Origin of the sequence: Cellulomonas cellasea, from assembly GCF_030372105.1 — a bacterium.
GTDB classification, from domain to species: Bacteria; Actinomycetota; Actinomycetes; order Actinomycetales; family Cellulomonadaceae; genus Cellulomonas_A; species Cellulomonas_A cellasea_A.
Genome location: NZ_JAUDBQ010000005.1, coordinates 35134 through 49902, shown reverse-complemented (window position 1 = coordinate 49902; position 14769 = coordinate 35134). Strand labels below are relative to the sequence as shown.

Below are 14769 nucleotides of genomic sequence, written 5' to 3'. Positions count from 1 at the left end.
TCCGTTCCAGGGGACCGGGGCGAAGCTCGCCACCTCGCTGGGCAGAGCAGACGCCCCCGGCATCGATGAGGTAAGGCTAACCTCATGCCGCAGTCTGCTCTAGGACTTAGGTCGTGCGCTAGGTCACATCGCGACGAATGTGGCCAACGAGCGGCCGGTCAGCCGCTCGAAGGCCTCCAAGTAGCGCGCCCGCGTGCGTTCCACCACGTCAGACGGCAGCGGCGGCGGCGTGCCATCGGAGGCCCGGTCCCAGCCCGAGGCGTCCGACGTCAGCCAGTCGCGCACGAACTGCTTGTCGAAGCTGGGCTGCGACTGACCCGGCTGCCAGGCCTCGGCGTCCCAGAACCGTGACGAGTCCGGGGTCAGCACCTCGTCGCCCAGGGTCACGGCGCCCGTCACCGGGTCCGTGCCGAACTCGAGCTTCGTGTCCGCCAGGATCACCCCGCGCCCCCGCGCGACCTGCTCGGCCCGCGCGTACACGGCCAGCGTCAGGTCGCGCAGTGTCGACGCCGCCTCGGCGCCGATCTGCTCCGCCACCGCCTCGAACGGCACGTTCTCGTCGTGCTCGCCCAACTCGGCCTTGGTGGCGGGGGTGAAGATCGGCTCGGGCAGCCGCGAGCCGTCGACCAGGCCCTCCGGCAGGGCGATGCCGGTGACGTGGCCGTCCACCCGGTACTCCGCGAGCCCCGAGCCGGTGAGGTAGCCGCGCGCCACGCACTCGACCGGGAACATCTCCAGCCGGCGGCAAATCATCGCGCGCCCGGCCACGGCGGCGGGCACGTCCGTCGACACGACGTGGTTCGGCACCAGGTCGGCGAGCTGTTCGAACCACCACAGGCTGAGCTGGGTGAGCACCACGCCCTTGTCGGGGATGCCGGGGCTCAGCACATGGTCGTAGGCGCTGACCCGGTCGCTCGCGACGACCAGCACCACGTCGCCGTGCTCGGCCACGAGCGCGCGCCCGGCGTCCGAGTCGTCGGGCGTGAACAGGTCGCGCACCTTCCCGGAGTAGGTGTGCGTCCACCCGGGCAGGTCGAACGGCTGAGCAGAGGCGGCGTCGGGCGCGTGGGTCACGGCGCTAGTCTGCCGCGCCCGATGGGCGCCGTGGGCCGGGCGTCCGCCGGGCAGGCGATACTCCTGCCCATGGAACTGCCCCTCGCCTGGTCCCTCGTGCTCGTCCTCGCCGGGATCTGGAACATCGTCATCTGGCCCCGGTTCTGGCAGCGCATCGACAAGGACCCCCGCTCACGCGACGAGCAGGGCCGGCCCACGCGGTTCCGCACCGTGCACGCGGTGCTCATCGTCGTCTCGCTCGCGTTCGGCCTCGCGATCACCCTGCTGGGCGTGCTGACGCTGTTCTGACCGGCCCCGCGCTAGCGGTCCGCGGGGCTCACTCCCCCGCGGCGGCCGCCTGCGCGATGTCCGTGCGGTGGTGCGAACCCGGCAGGTCGATGCGCTCCACGCCCGCATAGGCGGCGGCCCGAGCGGCGGTCAGATCCGTGCCGACGCCCACGACGGTGAGCACCCGGCCCCCCGCCGCGACGAGCTGCGCCTCGCGCAGTGCCGCGTCGTCGTCCCCGGCGGGCGCCTGGCGCAGCGCGGTCCCGGCATGCAGCACGTGCACCCCGTCGATCGCCTCCGCGTCCTCGATGCCGGTGATCGGGTCGCCGGAGCGGACAGAGCCCGGGTAGCCGTGCGACGCGACCACGACGGTCACGGCGGCGTCGTCGCGCCACTCGAGCGGCGGCAGGGTGTCGAGGGCGCCGGTGGCGGCGGCCATCAGCACGCCGGCCAGCGGTGTCGCGAGCCGGGCGAGCACGACCTGCGTCTCCGGATCGCCGAACCGGGCGTTGAACTCCACCACGCGGGTGCCGCGCGACGTCAGCGCGAGGCCCACGTACAGCACGCCCACGAACGGCGTGCCGCGTCGGCGCATCTCGTCGATGGTCGGCTGCGCGACCTGCGCCACGACCTCCTCCACCAAGCCCTCGGGCGCCCACGGCAACGGCGAGTACGCGCCCATGCCGCCGGTGTTGGGGCCCTGGTCGCCGTCGAGCGCGCGCTTGAAGTCCTGCGCCGGCACCAGCGGGACCACCGTCGAGCCGTCGGAGAGCACGAACAGGGAGACCTCGGGGCCGTCGAGGTAGTCCTCGATGACAACTCGGCCGTCGGCCTTGTCCAGGCACGCGAGCGCGTGGGCCAGGGCCTCGTCACGGTCGGACGTCACCACGACGCCCTTGCCGGCGGCCAGCCCGTCCTCCTTGACCACGTACGGGGCGCCGAAGGCGTCGAGCGCGTCGGCGACCTGGTCGGCGCTGGTGACCACGCGCGGCTCGGCGGTGGGCACGCCCGCGGCGGCCATGACCTCCTTGGCGAAGGCCTTCGAGCCCTCGAGCCGGGCGCCCGCGGCGCTGGGGCCGAAGACGGGGATCCCCGCCGCGCGGACGGCATCCGCCACCCCGGCGACCAGGGGCGCCTCGGGGCCCACGACCACCAGGTCGACACCCAGCTCGGCGGCGAGCGCGGCGACGGCCTCACCGTCGAGCGCGTCCACCGGGTGGAGCTGCGCGAGCGCCCCGATGCCGGGGTTGCCCGGAGCGGCGTGCAGGGCTGTGACCTGCGGGTCTGCCGCCAGGGAGCGGACGAGGGCGTGCTCACGAGCACCGGTGCCGACGACGAGGATCTTCACGGTCCTGGAGCCTAACCGGCGCGGGCGCCCACACGCGGGGGCGTCCGCCGCGCGATCGAGCCCGCTCAGTCCGCGATGCGCGACTCCAGCCGGGCCCGCACGCGGGGCCACTCCTCCGCCAGGATCGAGAACACGACGGTGTCGCGCCAGGTGCCATCCGCACGGCGCACATGCTCGCGCAGCACGCCCTCCCGGACGGCCCCGAGCCGCGCGATGGCGGCCTGCGAGCGCAGGTTGATCGCGTCCGTCTGCAGCTTCACGCGGTGCATGTGGCAGTCCTCGAACGCGTGCCGCAGCAGCAGCAGCTTCGACGCCGGGTTCACCAGGCCGGCCCACGCGTCGGGGGTGTACGCCGTCCAGCCCAGGTGCAGGCGCCGGTTGGGCAGGTCCACGTCGCCCAGCGCGCTGGTGCCCACCAGGGTGCCCGCGGGCCCGAGCTCGGACTCCGCGGTGGTGCGCACCGCGTACGGCTTGAGGCCGGGGACGGCCAGCAGGCGGGAGATCCACCGCTCCGCGCCGCCGACGTTCGGCGGCCGGTTGCCCGGGCCGCCGCTATACCCGGACGCCCATACCCGCGCGTCGTCGAGCGCCCGGAACAGGGCGGGCGCATCCTCGGCGGACAGCGGGCGCAACTCCACCACCGGGCCTAGCAGGTCGCGTCCGTCGGGGGCGGTGGCGGGGACGTCCGGCTCGGCGTCCGGTGCGGCGGGGCTCATGCGCTCGACCGTAGCGGGACCGCGCGTGGTCGGCGCTCAGGCGTCGCGGAGCCTCCCTCGCAGCGCGTCGAGCTCGGCGGTCATCGCCGGCGGCAGGCGGTCCTCGAACTGGGCGAAGAACTCCTCGGTCAGGTCGCACTCGTCGAGCCACGACGCCGGGTCGATGTCGAACAGCGCGGCGACGTCCTGCGCGGGCAGGTCCAGGCCGTCCAGCGCGAGCGCCCCAGGGGCCGGCACGAGGCCGACGGGCGACTCGACGGCCTGGGCGTCCCCCGTGACGCGGCCCAGCGTCCAGGCGAGCACTCGGGAGTTCTCCCCGAAGCCGGGCCACAGGAACCGGCCGTCGTCGCCCTTGCGGAACCAGTTGACCTGGAAGATCGCGGGCAGCTCCACACCCTCGGCGCTGAGCCGGGCGCCCAGGTCGAGCCAGTGCCCCCAGTGGTCGCTCATCGTGTAGCCGCAGAACGGCAGCATGGCGAAGGGGTCGCGGCGCAGCTCGCCGACTGTCCCCTCGGCGGCGGCGGTCTTCTCCGAGGAGATCGTCGCGCCCATGAACACGCCGTGCGTCCAGTCGCGGGCCTGCGTCACGAGCGGCACGTTGGTGGCGCGCCGGCCGCCGAACAGGATCGCGTCGATGGCGACGCCGTCGGGCGAGTCCCAGTCGTCCGCGATCGAGGGGCACCTGTCGGCCGCGACGGTGAACCGCGAGTTGGGGTGCGCGGCGGGCGTGCCGGCGTCGGGCGTCCAGTCCTGGCCGCGCCAGTCGATCAGGTGCGCGGGCGGCTGCTCGGTGAGGCCCTCCCACCACACGTCGCCGTCGTCGGTGAGCGCCACGTTGGTGAAGATGACGTCGGAGCGCAGCATCTCGATGGCCGTGGGGTTGGTCGCCGGGCCGGTGCCGGGCGCCACGCCGAAGAACCCGGCCTCGGGGTTGATGGCGCGCAAGCGACCATCGGTGCCGGGGCCGCCGGGGCGCATCCAGGCGATGTCGTCGCCGATCGTCTCGACCTTCCAGCCGGGGATCGTCGGGCGCAGCATCGCCAGGTTCGTCTTGCCGCAGGCCGACGGGAACGCCGCCGCCACATGGAGCACCCGGTCGGCGGGGTCGGTGACGCGCAGCACCAGCATGTGCTCGGCCAGCCAGCCCTCGTCGCGGGCCATCACGGAGGCGATCCGCAGCGCGAAGCACTTCTTGCCGAGCAGCGCGTTGCCGCCGTACCCGGAGCCGTAGGACCAGATCTCGCGGGTCTCCGGGAATTGCACGATGTACTTGGTGGCGTTGCACGGCCATGGCACGTCGCCGACCGGCTCACCGTCGCGGTCGACCAGCGGCGCGCCGACGGAGTGCACGGCGGGCACGAAGTCCCCGTCCTCGCCGAGCTCGTCGAGCACTGCCGATCCCACCCGCGTCATCACCGCCATGCTCGCGACCACGTACGGCGAGTCGGTGAGCTCGACGCCGATCTGCGAGATGGGGCCGCCGATGGGGCCCATGGAGAACGGGACGACGTACATGACGCGCCCGCGCATGGCGCCTGTGAACAGCCCGGACAACTCGGCCCGCATGGCGCGCGGCTCACGCCAGTTGTTGGTGGGGCCGGCGTCGGCGCGGTCCACGGAGCAGATGAACGTGCGGTCCTCGACGCGCGCGACATCGTGCGGGTCGGAGCGCGCCAGGTAGCTGTTCGGGCGCAACTCGGGGTTGAGCGGGAGGAGCGTGCCGCCCTCGACCATGCCGTCGATGAGCTCCTGCTGCTGCTCGGCGGAGCCGTCCACCCACACCACGGCGTCGGGCTCGGTGAGCGCCGCGATGCGCGCCACCCAGGCGAGCAGGGCGCCGTGCCGGGTGGGCGCGCCGGTGTCGATCCGCAGTGTCGAGGCTGGCGTGGCGCCGGGCGTCGCGGCGCTGAGCCGCACGCGGGTCGCGCTGGCGAGGACGGGATCGGTGAGGGTCATGGAGATCGGCCTCCTTGGCGGGCGATGGGCGGGGCGTTGGCCTCGTCCTTTCCCACACTTCGCCAGGTCTGGACCATCTTCAACCGCTACAGACGGTCAAGAAATGCCGTTCTTTCGCTACTGTCAACAGATGAGCCCTCGACCCCCGGTCTCGCGACGCTCCGACCCACCGGCCCCCGGCAAGCCGCGCACCGGGGACCTGCTCACGTTGGGCCGGCGGATCCGTCACTTCCGCACCGCACGGTCGCTCACCCTGGACCAGCTCGCGCAGGCCACCGGATCAGCCGCCAGCCAGCTCTCCCTCATCGAGAACGGCCACCGCGAGCCCCGCCTGTCGCTGCTCCAGGAGATCGCCGCGGCACTCGATGTCGAGCTGGCCGACCTGCTCGCAGCCGAGCCGCCCAACCGGCGCGCCGCCCTGGAGATCGCCCTCGACCGAGCCCAGCGCACCTCGCTGTACACCGGCCTCGGGCTGCCCGCCGTCCGGCCCGGCCGCTCCGTGCCCACCGAGGCCCTCGAGGCCCTGGTCGGCCTGCACGACGAGCTTGCCCGCCGCGTCAACGAGTCCATCGCCACCCCCGAGGAGGCCCGGCGCGCCAACACCGAGCTGCGTCTGTGGATGCGCGAGCGCGACAACTGCATGCCGGAGATCGACGAGGTCGGCGAGCGGATGGCCCGCGCCGCCGGGTACACCGTGGGCGCCCTCACGCACAGGGCCGTCGCGCGGATGGCCGAGCAGCTCGGCTTCAAGATCCTGCACGTCAGCGACCTGCCGCACTCGACCCGCACCGTCACCGATCTGGCGTCGGGCCGTATCTACCTGCCGCCCGCGTCGATCCCCGGCGGCCACGGGCTGCGGTCCCTCGCGCTGCAGGCCATCGCGCACCGGGTGCTCGGCCACGTGCGGCCCGAGTCCTACGCGGACTTCCTGCGGCAGCGACTCGAGATCACCTACTTCGCCGCCGCCTGCCTCATGCCCCGCAGCGCCGCCCTGGAGCACCTGGGCGCCGCGAAGCGCGCCAAAGACCTGGCCATCGAGGACTTCCGCGACGCGTTCGGCGTGACCCACGAGGCCGCCGCGCACCGATTCACCAACCTCGCGACCAGCGGCCTCGACCTGCCCGTGCACTTCCTGCGCGTCGACGACGCGGGGGCCCTGACCCGCGGCTACGAGAACGACGGCGTCGGCTTCGCCACCGACCCCACCGGCGCCATCGAGGGCCAGCACGTCTGCCGGCACTGGGCCGCCCGCGCCGCGCTGACCAGCCGCGACCGCACCACCGAGTACCACCAGTACACCGACACCCCCGCCGGCACGTTCTGGTGCACCGCCCAGACGGGCACCGCCGACTCCGGCGAGTTCTCCATCACCGTCGGCGTCCCATTCGCCCACGCCAAGTGGTTCCGCGGCCGTGACACCACGCTGCGGACGACATCGCGCTGCCCCGACGCCGCGTGCTGCCGCCGCCCCGACCCGGAGCTCGCCACCCGCTGGGCCGACCAGTCGTGGCCCAGCGCCCGCATGCACGCCCAGGTGCTCGCCCCGCTGCCCCAGGGGACGTTCCCCGGGGTGGACGACGCGGAGGTGTACGCGTTCCTGGACCGGCACTCGAACACCCGGTGACAGCGGCCGTCGGCGCCGCCCGCTAGCGTCGGAGGGTGCCGATCCCCCGTTGGATCACCCCTGTCAACCGCCGAGTCACGAACCGCGTGCTCGGCCCGCTGGCGGTGCGCATGCCGCCGCTCGCCGTCATCCACCACGTCGGCCGCCGCTCGGGCAGCCAGCGCGCAACACCCGTGATGGCGTTCCGCACGGCGCGCGGCGTCGTCATCGCCCTCACCTACGGCCCCGACGTCGACTGGCTGCGGAACGTCCTCGCCGCCGGGCGGGCGCGCCTGGTGCAGGGCGGGCGGACGACAGCACTCGTCGCCCCGGTCCTGTTGCATGGCGCGGCGGGCGCCCGCCTGATGCCCTGGTGGGTCCGGGTGGCGCTGCGGACCCTGCGGGTCGACGACTACGTCGAGCTAGCCGCCGCGCCGAAGCGACCGGCGCGCGGCGACCGCGAAAGCGGCTGACATGCCTGCGAGCAGCAGCACGACGAGCGCGAAGACCAGCGTCGAATGCGCCTTGTGCAGCACGTCGTGCTTCCCCTGCCACTCCACCACTGTCTCGGCGGGAACCCTGGCGTAGACCGCTCCGCGAGGTACCAGCGGTTCGCGATTCGGGCCGCGGGTCACCGCCACGATGCGGCCAACCGGGGTAACTCTCCGCATTCGCCCGCTTGACCACGCTCCCACCCGACATCCTGTTCGCGCTGGCCCGCCCACTGGGTGCCTGCCGGCCCCGGGAGTGCCAAGGAGAGGCGCATGATCGACACGGCGATCGACCGGCTGACAGCGGCCTACGCATCCGCGGGGATCCCCCCGATCCGCCCACCCAGCACTGACATGGACGCCCTGATCGCGCAGGTCAACGCCACTCTCCACCCGCTGCGACTCCCCCAGCAGCTCGAGATGCTGTGGCGGCGCGTCGACCCCACGTCCCTCACTGTTGCCCCGCATCCCGCGCTGACCGCGCCCGAGATCGCCCTCAGCACATGGGTGTCGCATCGCGACGACTTCCCGGGGATGACACCCCAACTGCTGTTCCCGGTCTGCTACGAGAGCCACAGCTTCCTGTTCGTCGAGCTCGACTCCCCCGGCCAGGCCGGTGGGGCGCTGCTGGACTGGGCGTTCGCCGGTTGCGCCTTCACCGTGGTCGCCGCGAACCTCGCCGCCTACCTGGACCTGATGGCCGCCATGATCGAGCTCGGCGAGGTGCGCGAGCACCGGGTCCTGGGTCGCGTGCACTACGAGTTCGACCCCGAGGGCCGATGGCCTGAGTACCAGGAGGCCCTGCTCGCGCGGGCGCTGCCGTTGCCGGGCCTCGGCGACCGGGTGGTGCTGGACGAGGACGTGCGCCTATGGCCAGCCCACTGGCTCGCCGCCGACGGCGTCACCGCCCAGGACCGCTACCCGCAGGGCGCCACCACCACCGTCGGCACGCTGCTGCTCGAGGCCGGTGACGGCGCCGAGGCATCCGGCACCATCCAGGCCCGCGTCGTCAGCCTGGTCGGATCAGGCGACGGCGCCCGCATCACCGTGGACGACGGGACGGGCACCCTCGACGTGTGGTGCCCGGCGCCGGTCTGCCGCTTCGGCCCCGTGATCCGCCGGGCCTTCGAGCTCGACGTGCGCGTGCGGCCGTACCCGTCGGCGCCCCCGGAACTGGACGACGCCCACGCGCGCATCGTGCGCGACGCCATGGAACATGACCTGGGCGGCGCCCAGGAGGCTGTCGTGGAGACGTACCGGCTGGCCTTCGAGACCCCCGCCGCAGCGGAGGCCACGGCCATCCGGCCGCTGGACTGAACGCCGTCCGGAAGCCGTCAAGGCGCAGAACGGTAGCGTTTGAGTCGACGAAACGGTCGCGTTTGACTCGACGAAACGGTAGCGTATGGCATCGCGGAACGGTAGCCTTCGGCTATGGCCTACGTTCACCGGGTCGTTGACACCCAGCTCGACCGCCTTCTCGCAGATCTGCCCGCCGTGGTCATCGACGGACCGAAGGCCGTCGGCAAGACCGCCACGGCGACACGGCGCGCTGCCACCGTCGTGGCTCTCGATGACCCCGAGGAGATCGCACTCGTCCGAGCCGACCGCGACCGCCTCACACGCCTGCCGGCACCCGTGCTCGTGGACGAGTGGCAGCTCCACCCGCCCGTCTGGGACCAGGTGCGCCGTGCAGTCGACACCGACAGCAGCCCTGGCAGATTCCTGCTCACCGGCTCCGCAACCCCCACCGAGGCGCCGACGCACACTGGCGCCGGACGACTGGTGCGTGTGCGGATGCGCCCAATGTCGCTCGCCGAACGCCAACTCGTCACGCCCACGGTCTCGCTCGCCGACCTCCTGGCCGACAGCCGGGCCGATATCGGTGGTGACAGCCCGGTCGCTCTGGCCGACTACGCCGAGGAGATCGTGGCCTCCGGATTGCCGGGCCTGCGATCGCTGCCGGCAAGGTCGAGGCCCGATGCGCTCGACGGATACCTCGACGCCGTGGTGCAGCGCGACTTCGCCGACGCAGGCCACGTGGTCCGCCGCCCAGGCGTGTTGCGCGCGTGGCTAGCCGCATTCGCCGCAGCCACCTCGACGACGGCGACCTACAACCAGATCCTCGATGCGGCTACCGCGGGGCAGCCTGACAAGCCCGCAAAGACCACGACCATCGCCTATCGCGAGACCCTCGAGCGGCTGTGGCTCCTCGACGAGTTGCCAGCCTGGGTGGGTACCCGCAACCACCTCGCCTCACTGGGCCAGACCCCCAAGCACCATCTGGCCGACCCCGCCCTCGCTGCCCGGTTGCTCGGCGTCGGCGCAGGCGCGCTGCTTGATCAACCCCGCCCAGGCGCAGTTGCCATCCCACGCGATGGAACCCTGCTCGGAGCCCTCCAAGAAGGGCTCGTCACACTCTCTGTCCGCGTCTACGCCGAAGCCGCGGGCGCGCGCGTGAGCCATCTGCGCACCCACCGCGGCGACCACGAGATCGACCTGATCGTCACGCGGCCCGACGGGCGGATGCTCGCCATCGAGGTCAAACTGGCGCCGGTGGCCGACGACCACGACACCCGACATCTGCACTGGCTCCGCGACCAGGTGGGCGACGACCTCCTCGACGCCGTCGTCATTACCACCGGATCGGCTGCCTACCGCCGCGACGACGGGATCGCCGTCGTGCCTGCCGCGCTCCTGGGACCATGACCTCACCTGCGGCGCCCTCTCCTCGGTCCACGGTTGCCGCGCCTCCCACGCGGGGTGAGGCTGCGGTATGGGCGTCCGACACATCCGTGGAGCTGTCCGCGACCGCAACGGCGTCACGCTCGCGCTGTGCCTGCGCGAGCCCGGCGCCCCGGTCGTCCCCGTCGGCCAGGTGATCGACGACCTCGACGCGCGACGGCACACCTACCTGGTCGACGCCGGCTCACGTGCCGCCAAAGTCCGCGTGGTGCACGACCCGGACGGGGCCTACCTGCGCACTGACCCGGACGCGGACCCGGCCAACAACCTCGACTCGCTGCCCCGCTGCGAGGACCTGCCGCCGTTGGCCCAGCAGCCGGTCCGCCGAGACGTCGCCACCGTGGGCGCCGAGGAACGGCGACGGCTGCGCGACGCGATCCTCGAGCTGAACCACCGCCACTACCCGACACCCAAAGTCACGGTTGACCCGATGCCCACGCCTGACCCGGTGTCCATCTGGTTCAAGCAGGACGAGGTCCACCAGGCCACCCATGTCCACGACGAGGCCACGTTCCTCGCGTGGCACCGTGCGCTGGTCAACGAGTTCGAGGCGCAACTGCAGCAGATCGACCCGACTCTCGCCCTGCACTACTGGGACTGGACCACTCACCCGGAGCGAGCGCCGGACGGCCAGGGCGGTCTCGTCAACCTCTTCGACGAGGGCTTCATGGGCGCGAACGGCACGATCGGTTCGCCGTTCCTGGAGGGGGGCTTCTACAGTCCCGACCCACCCAACCGCTACGTCACCAAGGACGGTCACTTCCGGAGCGTGCCGTTTCCGGCGGACCTCCCGCCGCCGAGGATCACGCGGGCACTGCCCGTGTCTGGGCACGGGCCCCGGGAGGTGACGATGGCCGAGCGCGACGAGCTGTGGCCCCCGGGGTCATCTGAAATCCTGCCCGGCGTCGACGAGGCAATGCGCGTCCACACCGACGAGGACCTGCTCCGCCCCTTCCTGTTCGACCGCGTCGGGGCGCCGGCTCCCCGGCCCGGCGTGGCGTTCGAACGGTTCTGGCGCAGGCTGTACATCGACCACGGGCTGATCCACCGTTTCATCGGCGGGACGATCGGCGGCGATCGGACGAGCGACGCGGGGCACTCCTCATTCGAGGATCCGTTTGTCTTCCTGCTGCACTCGAACGTCGACCGGCTCTGGGCCAGCTGGCAGCTCAGCCCCGCCGGCCTCGAGGCTCGCGCCGAACCGCCCTGGAGGCTGGAGCCCGCCTGGGCCTACGGACAGCTCCTCGACGGGAAGGTGGAGGTCGCCACCGGCACCGAGCCCTTCCCGGGTGAGACGCAGGAGGCCTACGACGCCCGCTACGACGCCGCGCTAGCCCTCCAGGGAGCTAAAGCCGGGCGCGAGATCCGGTCGACGATGTCTCCCTGGAACGGCCTGCCACGCCCCGGCTCACCGAACGCCGCGCCCCGCCCCTGGGGCCCCAGCGCCCAGGGCAAGCCCGGCGCGCCACGCCAGCTGCGCCCCATCGACCGCGCCGTCCTCCGCCCACCGCCGTATGACAGGTACACGTTCGAGGCCGACGGCCTGGCCGCCGCCTGGGCCACCCTGCTCACCGTTAAACGACTCTCCACCCACGACATCGTCCGCCTCACCGTCGAGCGCGACGCCACCGACGCCGACCACATCGAGGTGGTCCTCCAACTCGGCCCCGATGTCTCCTGGTGGAAGGGCATCCGCCTGCCCGACTGGACGATGCTCGACACCGAGGGCGCCCTCTCCCGAGCGACCACCCAGCACCGGGTCGACGAGCTCGGCGACGGCCAGTTCATCTTCCACAAGGCCATCCCCGGCCGGCGCATCGTCTTCCGCGTCGCCGATATGGAGTGGATCCGCCCCGGAAGCCGGCTCACCTTCCTCTGGGAAGACGACTGACGGCAGTCAGCGGGCTCGACGGGTTCACGCGCGAGAACCGGTCACCGGGTGTTCCACACCGACGGCTTGGCGAACAGCTCAGCCAGCCCGCGGTTCGGGATGACGGGCGCGTCCAACAGCCGGTCGAACGCCTCGCGTAGCGATGACGGCACATGGAAGACCCGCTCATCAAGCACGTCAGCGGCAAGGGTGCTGGTCACCTCGATGCGGTCGTCCTTGGCCGCGCCATTCATACGGCGACCGTAGGCGAGTGGTACTCCCAGGTCGAGTGACTTACTGGTCGAGCGCCATGCGGCGGACTGCGCAATGCGAGCAGCACATGCTCGTGTGCCGCACCGTGCCCTCCCAGTACGGTGCCTCGATGACCCCGCGCCTCACGGAGATCCCTCGGGGCGAACGCGTGAACTCTCGGTTGCGCTCCTCGTCGGCGGAGTCGCCCTCTTCGTCGTTGCCGTCGCTCTGCGAGCCGCGTCCGGGCCGGGCCTCGACGACTCCACAACCCTGCCCGGTGAGTTCTTCGACGAAGGGCGACTCTCCGCCGCGCGCAGCATGGTGTGCCTGCTCATGGCGGTGGGCCTGTGCTGGATCGGATCTCGTGGCATCGCAGGAGCCCACCGCCGCTGGATGACACAGCGCCTCCTGATGCTGGCCCTGGCAACCCTCCTCATCTCAGCGATGCAAGGACTATGGCTCGTGGCCTGCGCTTGCGCCCTCGCAGTTGCCGCGTGCGGCCTGCGACTCCGCATCACGCAGCCCTAGCCCGCACCTCGCTGACAGTGAGGCGCACGGCGACCCATGGCTCAGTCAGACCAGGCGCCTACCCTGAGATGCGCCCCGGGACGGCCTCGTGCCGGCCGCGACCCGAGGAGGACCGATGCAAGGCGACCGACTGCAGCAGTGCGCCAGGGACCGTGTCGAGGAGCTGCCGGGCGCCGGGTTGGAGCACCCATTCGGCCCCGACTGGGAAGTGTTCAAGGTGTGGGGCAAGGTATTCATGCTGATGACCGAGATCACCGGGGAGCCCATCGTGATCGTCAAGGCCGATCCGGAGGACAGCAGAGCGCTCCGGGAACAGCACGAGGACATCACGCCCGGGTACCACATGAACAAGCGGCACTGGATCACGCTTCATCCCGGTGGTGACCTGAGCAAGGGCCTCGTCGAGGACCTCGTCACTGAGTCATACCTGCTCGTCGTCGCGAATCTGCCGCGCGCGAAGCGTCCCGTCGACCCCGACACCTTCGGCAGGAAAGACCTGTGATGCTTTCCGGAGAGCAGCTCCAGCGGATCGCACGAGACACAGCCGCGTCGCTCACAGGCGTCAGCAACGGCCGGCCCTTCACACCGCACCTAGATGTGTGGAAGGCGCGGGGCAAGGTGTTCCTCATCGTCACCGACGATGACCCGGACCAGCAGATCATCACCGTCAAGGCCGACCCGCACCACGGGGACGCACTCCGCCGCGACCACGAGTCGATCACGCGCGGCCGCTACCTCGACAAGAACCACTGGATCTCCATCGGCTCAGGCCGCGGCGTCACCAAGCGGCTCATCGAAGACCTGGTGCACAGTTCATACGAGCTCGTCGCCGACCACCGCGCATCGGACTACCGGAGCTCCTGACGCAGGATTGACTCCTCGGACGTGTGGGTGACGGTCGCGAGCGCGCCGTTCACCAGGGACAAGTGCGGTGGCACGTGACCGCAGTCCACGTCGACCAGCACGGGGATGCCCAGGTCACCGAGGACGTGACGTGCCGCGTCGTGCTGGCTCCACCCCGCGAGGTCACCGCCCCGCGTCCGCCCGATCAGCACCGCGCGGGCGTGCGTGAACCAGCCGGCGTACCGCAGCCCGAACAGGCGCCGGGTCACGTCAGCGGCATCCGACTGGGCCGATTCCAGGTAGACGATCAGCCCCTCGGGCGCGTGGTCGCGGACGAAGCGGTCCACGTCCCCGAAGGGCGTCCCGGCCAAGTGCGAGACCGTCTCCAGGCATCCGCCGATGAGCCGCCCGGTCACGTCCACATCGCCGTCGGCATCGACCCGGGTCCAGCCGCCCGGCGTGTCCAGCGTGTACTCATCGACGTTCGGCATCGCGGCGAAGTCGTCGAAGCCGCTGGCGCGATACCGCTCAGCGGCGCCCTGCGTGATCGCGCTCCCCGACGCCGCGCGCACCACCTCATGCCAGGCGGCCATCGGCGCCGGGACCCGGTACGGCGTATCCATCAGGTTCTGCCCGTGCAGCGTCGCCACCCCCGTCCGCAAGATCAGCGGCAGCAGCAGCGTCGAGATATCGGAGTACCCCACAAGCCACGTCGGATCGGCAGCCAACTCGTCCCAGTCCAACCGGTGCAGCAGGTCGATCGCGATCTCACCGCCCCACGGCGGGACAACGGCACGCACCTGCGGATCGGTCATCATCGCCATCAACTCGTCTGCCCGGGCCTGAGCCGAACCGCTCGCCACGCCCGATCCACTCAGCAGCGAGCCCGCCCGCACCCTGAACCCGAGGTCGCGCACACGGTCGAGCGCCACCGCCAGCCGGGCCTGATGCTGCGCCTCGACCCCAGCAGACGGGCTCACCACACCGACGACATCACCATCGACCACCGGGCGCGGATACCTGATCACGCCGCGAGTGTGCCAGGCACTTCGCTGACCCGAACCACGAACGCCACCGTC

At 71.8% G+C, this 14769-nt stretch carries 14 protein-coding genes; 8 read left to right on the top strand and 6 right to left on the bottom strand.

Annotated elements, in window-relative coordinates:
* Positions 1–123 precede the first annotated feature (123 nt).
* Positions 124–1074: a phosphoribosylaminoimidazolesuccinocarboxamide synthase gene (locus tag QUV83_RS06310; protein ID WP_289563348.1), complete on the bottom strand. Its 951-nt coding sequence runs from the start codon at positions 1072–1074 to the stop codon at positions 124–126.
* 69 nt (positions 1075–1143) lie between these two features.
* Between QUV83_RS06310 and QUV83_RS06305 the strand changes: the two genes are divergently transcribed.
* Positions 1144–1362, top strand: a complete 219-nt coding sequence (locus QUV83_RS06305) for an SCO4848 family membrane protein (RefSeq protein WP_066586647.1) — start codon at positions 1144–1146, stop codon at positions 1360–1362.
* 28 nt (positions 1363–1390) lie between these two features.
* On the opposite strand, the gene purD is transcribed toward QUV83_RS06305, so the two are convergent.
* From purD to QUV83_RS06290, 3 genes are all read right to left on the bottom strand, one after another.
* The gene (purD, locus tag QUV83_RS06300; protein WP_289563347.1) at positions 1391–2689 is read right to left on the bottom strand and encodes a phosphoribosylamine--glycine ligase; all 1299 of its coding nucleotides are present in this window, start codon (positions 2687–2689) and stop codon (positions 1391–1393) included.
* Between the two features lie 65 nt (positions 2690–2754).
* A complete protein-coding gene (locus QUV83_RS06295) occupies positions 2755–3405 on the bottom strand; it encodes a GNAT family N-acetyltransferase (RefSeq protein ID WP_289563346.1) in 651 nt (216 codons plus the stop codon).
* A gap of 36 nt (positions 3406–3441) precedes the next feature.
* The gene (locus tag QUV83_RS06290; RefSeq protein ID WP_289563345.1) at positions 3442–5361 is read right to left on the bottom strand and encodes a phosphoenolpyruvate carboxykinase (GTP); all 1920 of its coding nucleotides are present in this window, start codon (positions 5359–5361) and stop codon (positions 3442–3444) included.
* A gap of 130 nt (positions 5362–5491) precedes the next feature.
* Between QUV83_RS06290 and QUV83_RS06285 the strand changes: the two genes are divergently transcribed.
* From QUV83_RS06285 to QUV83_RS06265, 5 genes are all read left to right on the top strand, one after another.
* Positions 5492–6985 carry a helix-turn-helix transcriptional regulator gene (locus tag QUV83_RS06285; RefSeq protein WP_289563344.1) on the top strand — a complete coding sequence of 498 codons (1494 nt, stop codon included), beginning with the start codon at positions 5492–5494 and terminating at the stop codon, positions 6983–6985.
* A 35-nt stretch (positions 6986–7020) separates the two neighbouring features.
* Positions 7021–7437: a nitroreductase family deazaflavin-dependent oxidoreductase gene (locus QUV83_RS06280; protein WP_289563343.1), complete on the top strand. Its 417-nt coding sequence runs from the start codon at positions 7021–7023 to the stop codon at positions 7435–7437.
* 291 nt (positions 7438–7728) lie between these two features.
* Entirely contained in the window at positions 7729–8772 is a 1044-nt protein-coding gene (locus tag QUV83_RS06275; RefSeq protein ID WP_289563342.1) for a hypothetical protein, read from the top strand.
* A gap of 114 nt (positions 8773–8886) precedes the next feature.
* A complete protein-coding gene (locus QUV83_RS06270) occupies positions 8887–10161 on the top strand; it encodes an ATP-binding protein (RefSeq protein ID WP_289563341.1) in 1275 nt (424 codons plus the stop codon).
* 67 nt (positions 10162–10228) lie between these two features.
* The gene (locus QUV83_RS06265; RefSeq protein ID WP_289563340.1) at positions 10229–12088 is read left to right on the top strand and encodes a tyrosinase family protein; all 1860 of its coding nucleotides are present in this window, start codon (positions 10229–10231) and stop codon (positions 12086–12088) included.
* Positions 12089–12129: 41 nt separating this feature from the next.
* Here the strand turns inward: QUV83_RS06265 and QUV83_RS06260 are convergent, their stop codons facing one another.
* On the bottom strand, positions 12130–12321 hold the full coding sequence (locus tag QUV83_RS06260; RefSeq protein WP_289563339.1) for a hypothetical protein: 192 nt from the start codon (positions 12319–12321) through the stop codon (positions 12130–12132).
* 641 nt (positions 12322–12962) lie between these two features.
* Here QUV83_RS06260 and QUV83_RS06255 point away from each other — a divergent pair.
* Together QUV83_RS06255 and QUV83_RS06250 are read left to right on the top strand one after the other, a co-directional pair.
* Positions 12963–13349, top strand: a complete 387-nt coding sequence (locus QUV83_RS06255) for an MmcQ/YjbR family DNA-binding protein (protein ID WP_289563338.1) — start codon at positions 12963–12965, stop codon at positions 13347–13349.
* Positions 13349–13711 (top strand): MmcQ/YjbR family DNA-binding protein, encoded by a 363-nt coding sequence (locus QUV83_RS06250; RefSeq protein ID WP_289563502.1) that lies wholly within the window; start codon positions 13349–13351, stop codon positions 13709–13711. The genes QUV83_RS06255 and QUV83_RS06250 overlap by 1 nt, the downstream gene beginning before the upstream one ends.
* On the opposite strand, the gene QUV83_RS06245 is transcribed toward QUV83_RS06250, so the two are convergent.
* Positions 13696–14718: a S66 family peptidase gene (locus QUV83_RS06245; RefSeq protein WP_289563337.1), complete on the bottom strand. Its 1023-nt coding sequence runs from the start codon at positions 14716–14718 to the stop codon at positions 13696–13698. The genes QUV83_RS06250 and QUV83_RS06245 overlap by 16 nt on opposite strands.
* Positions 14719–14769 lie beyond the last annotated feature (51 nt).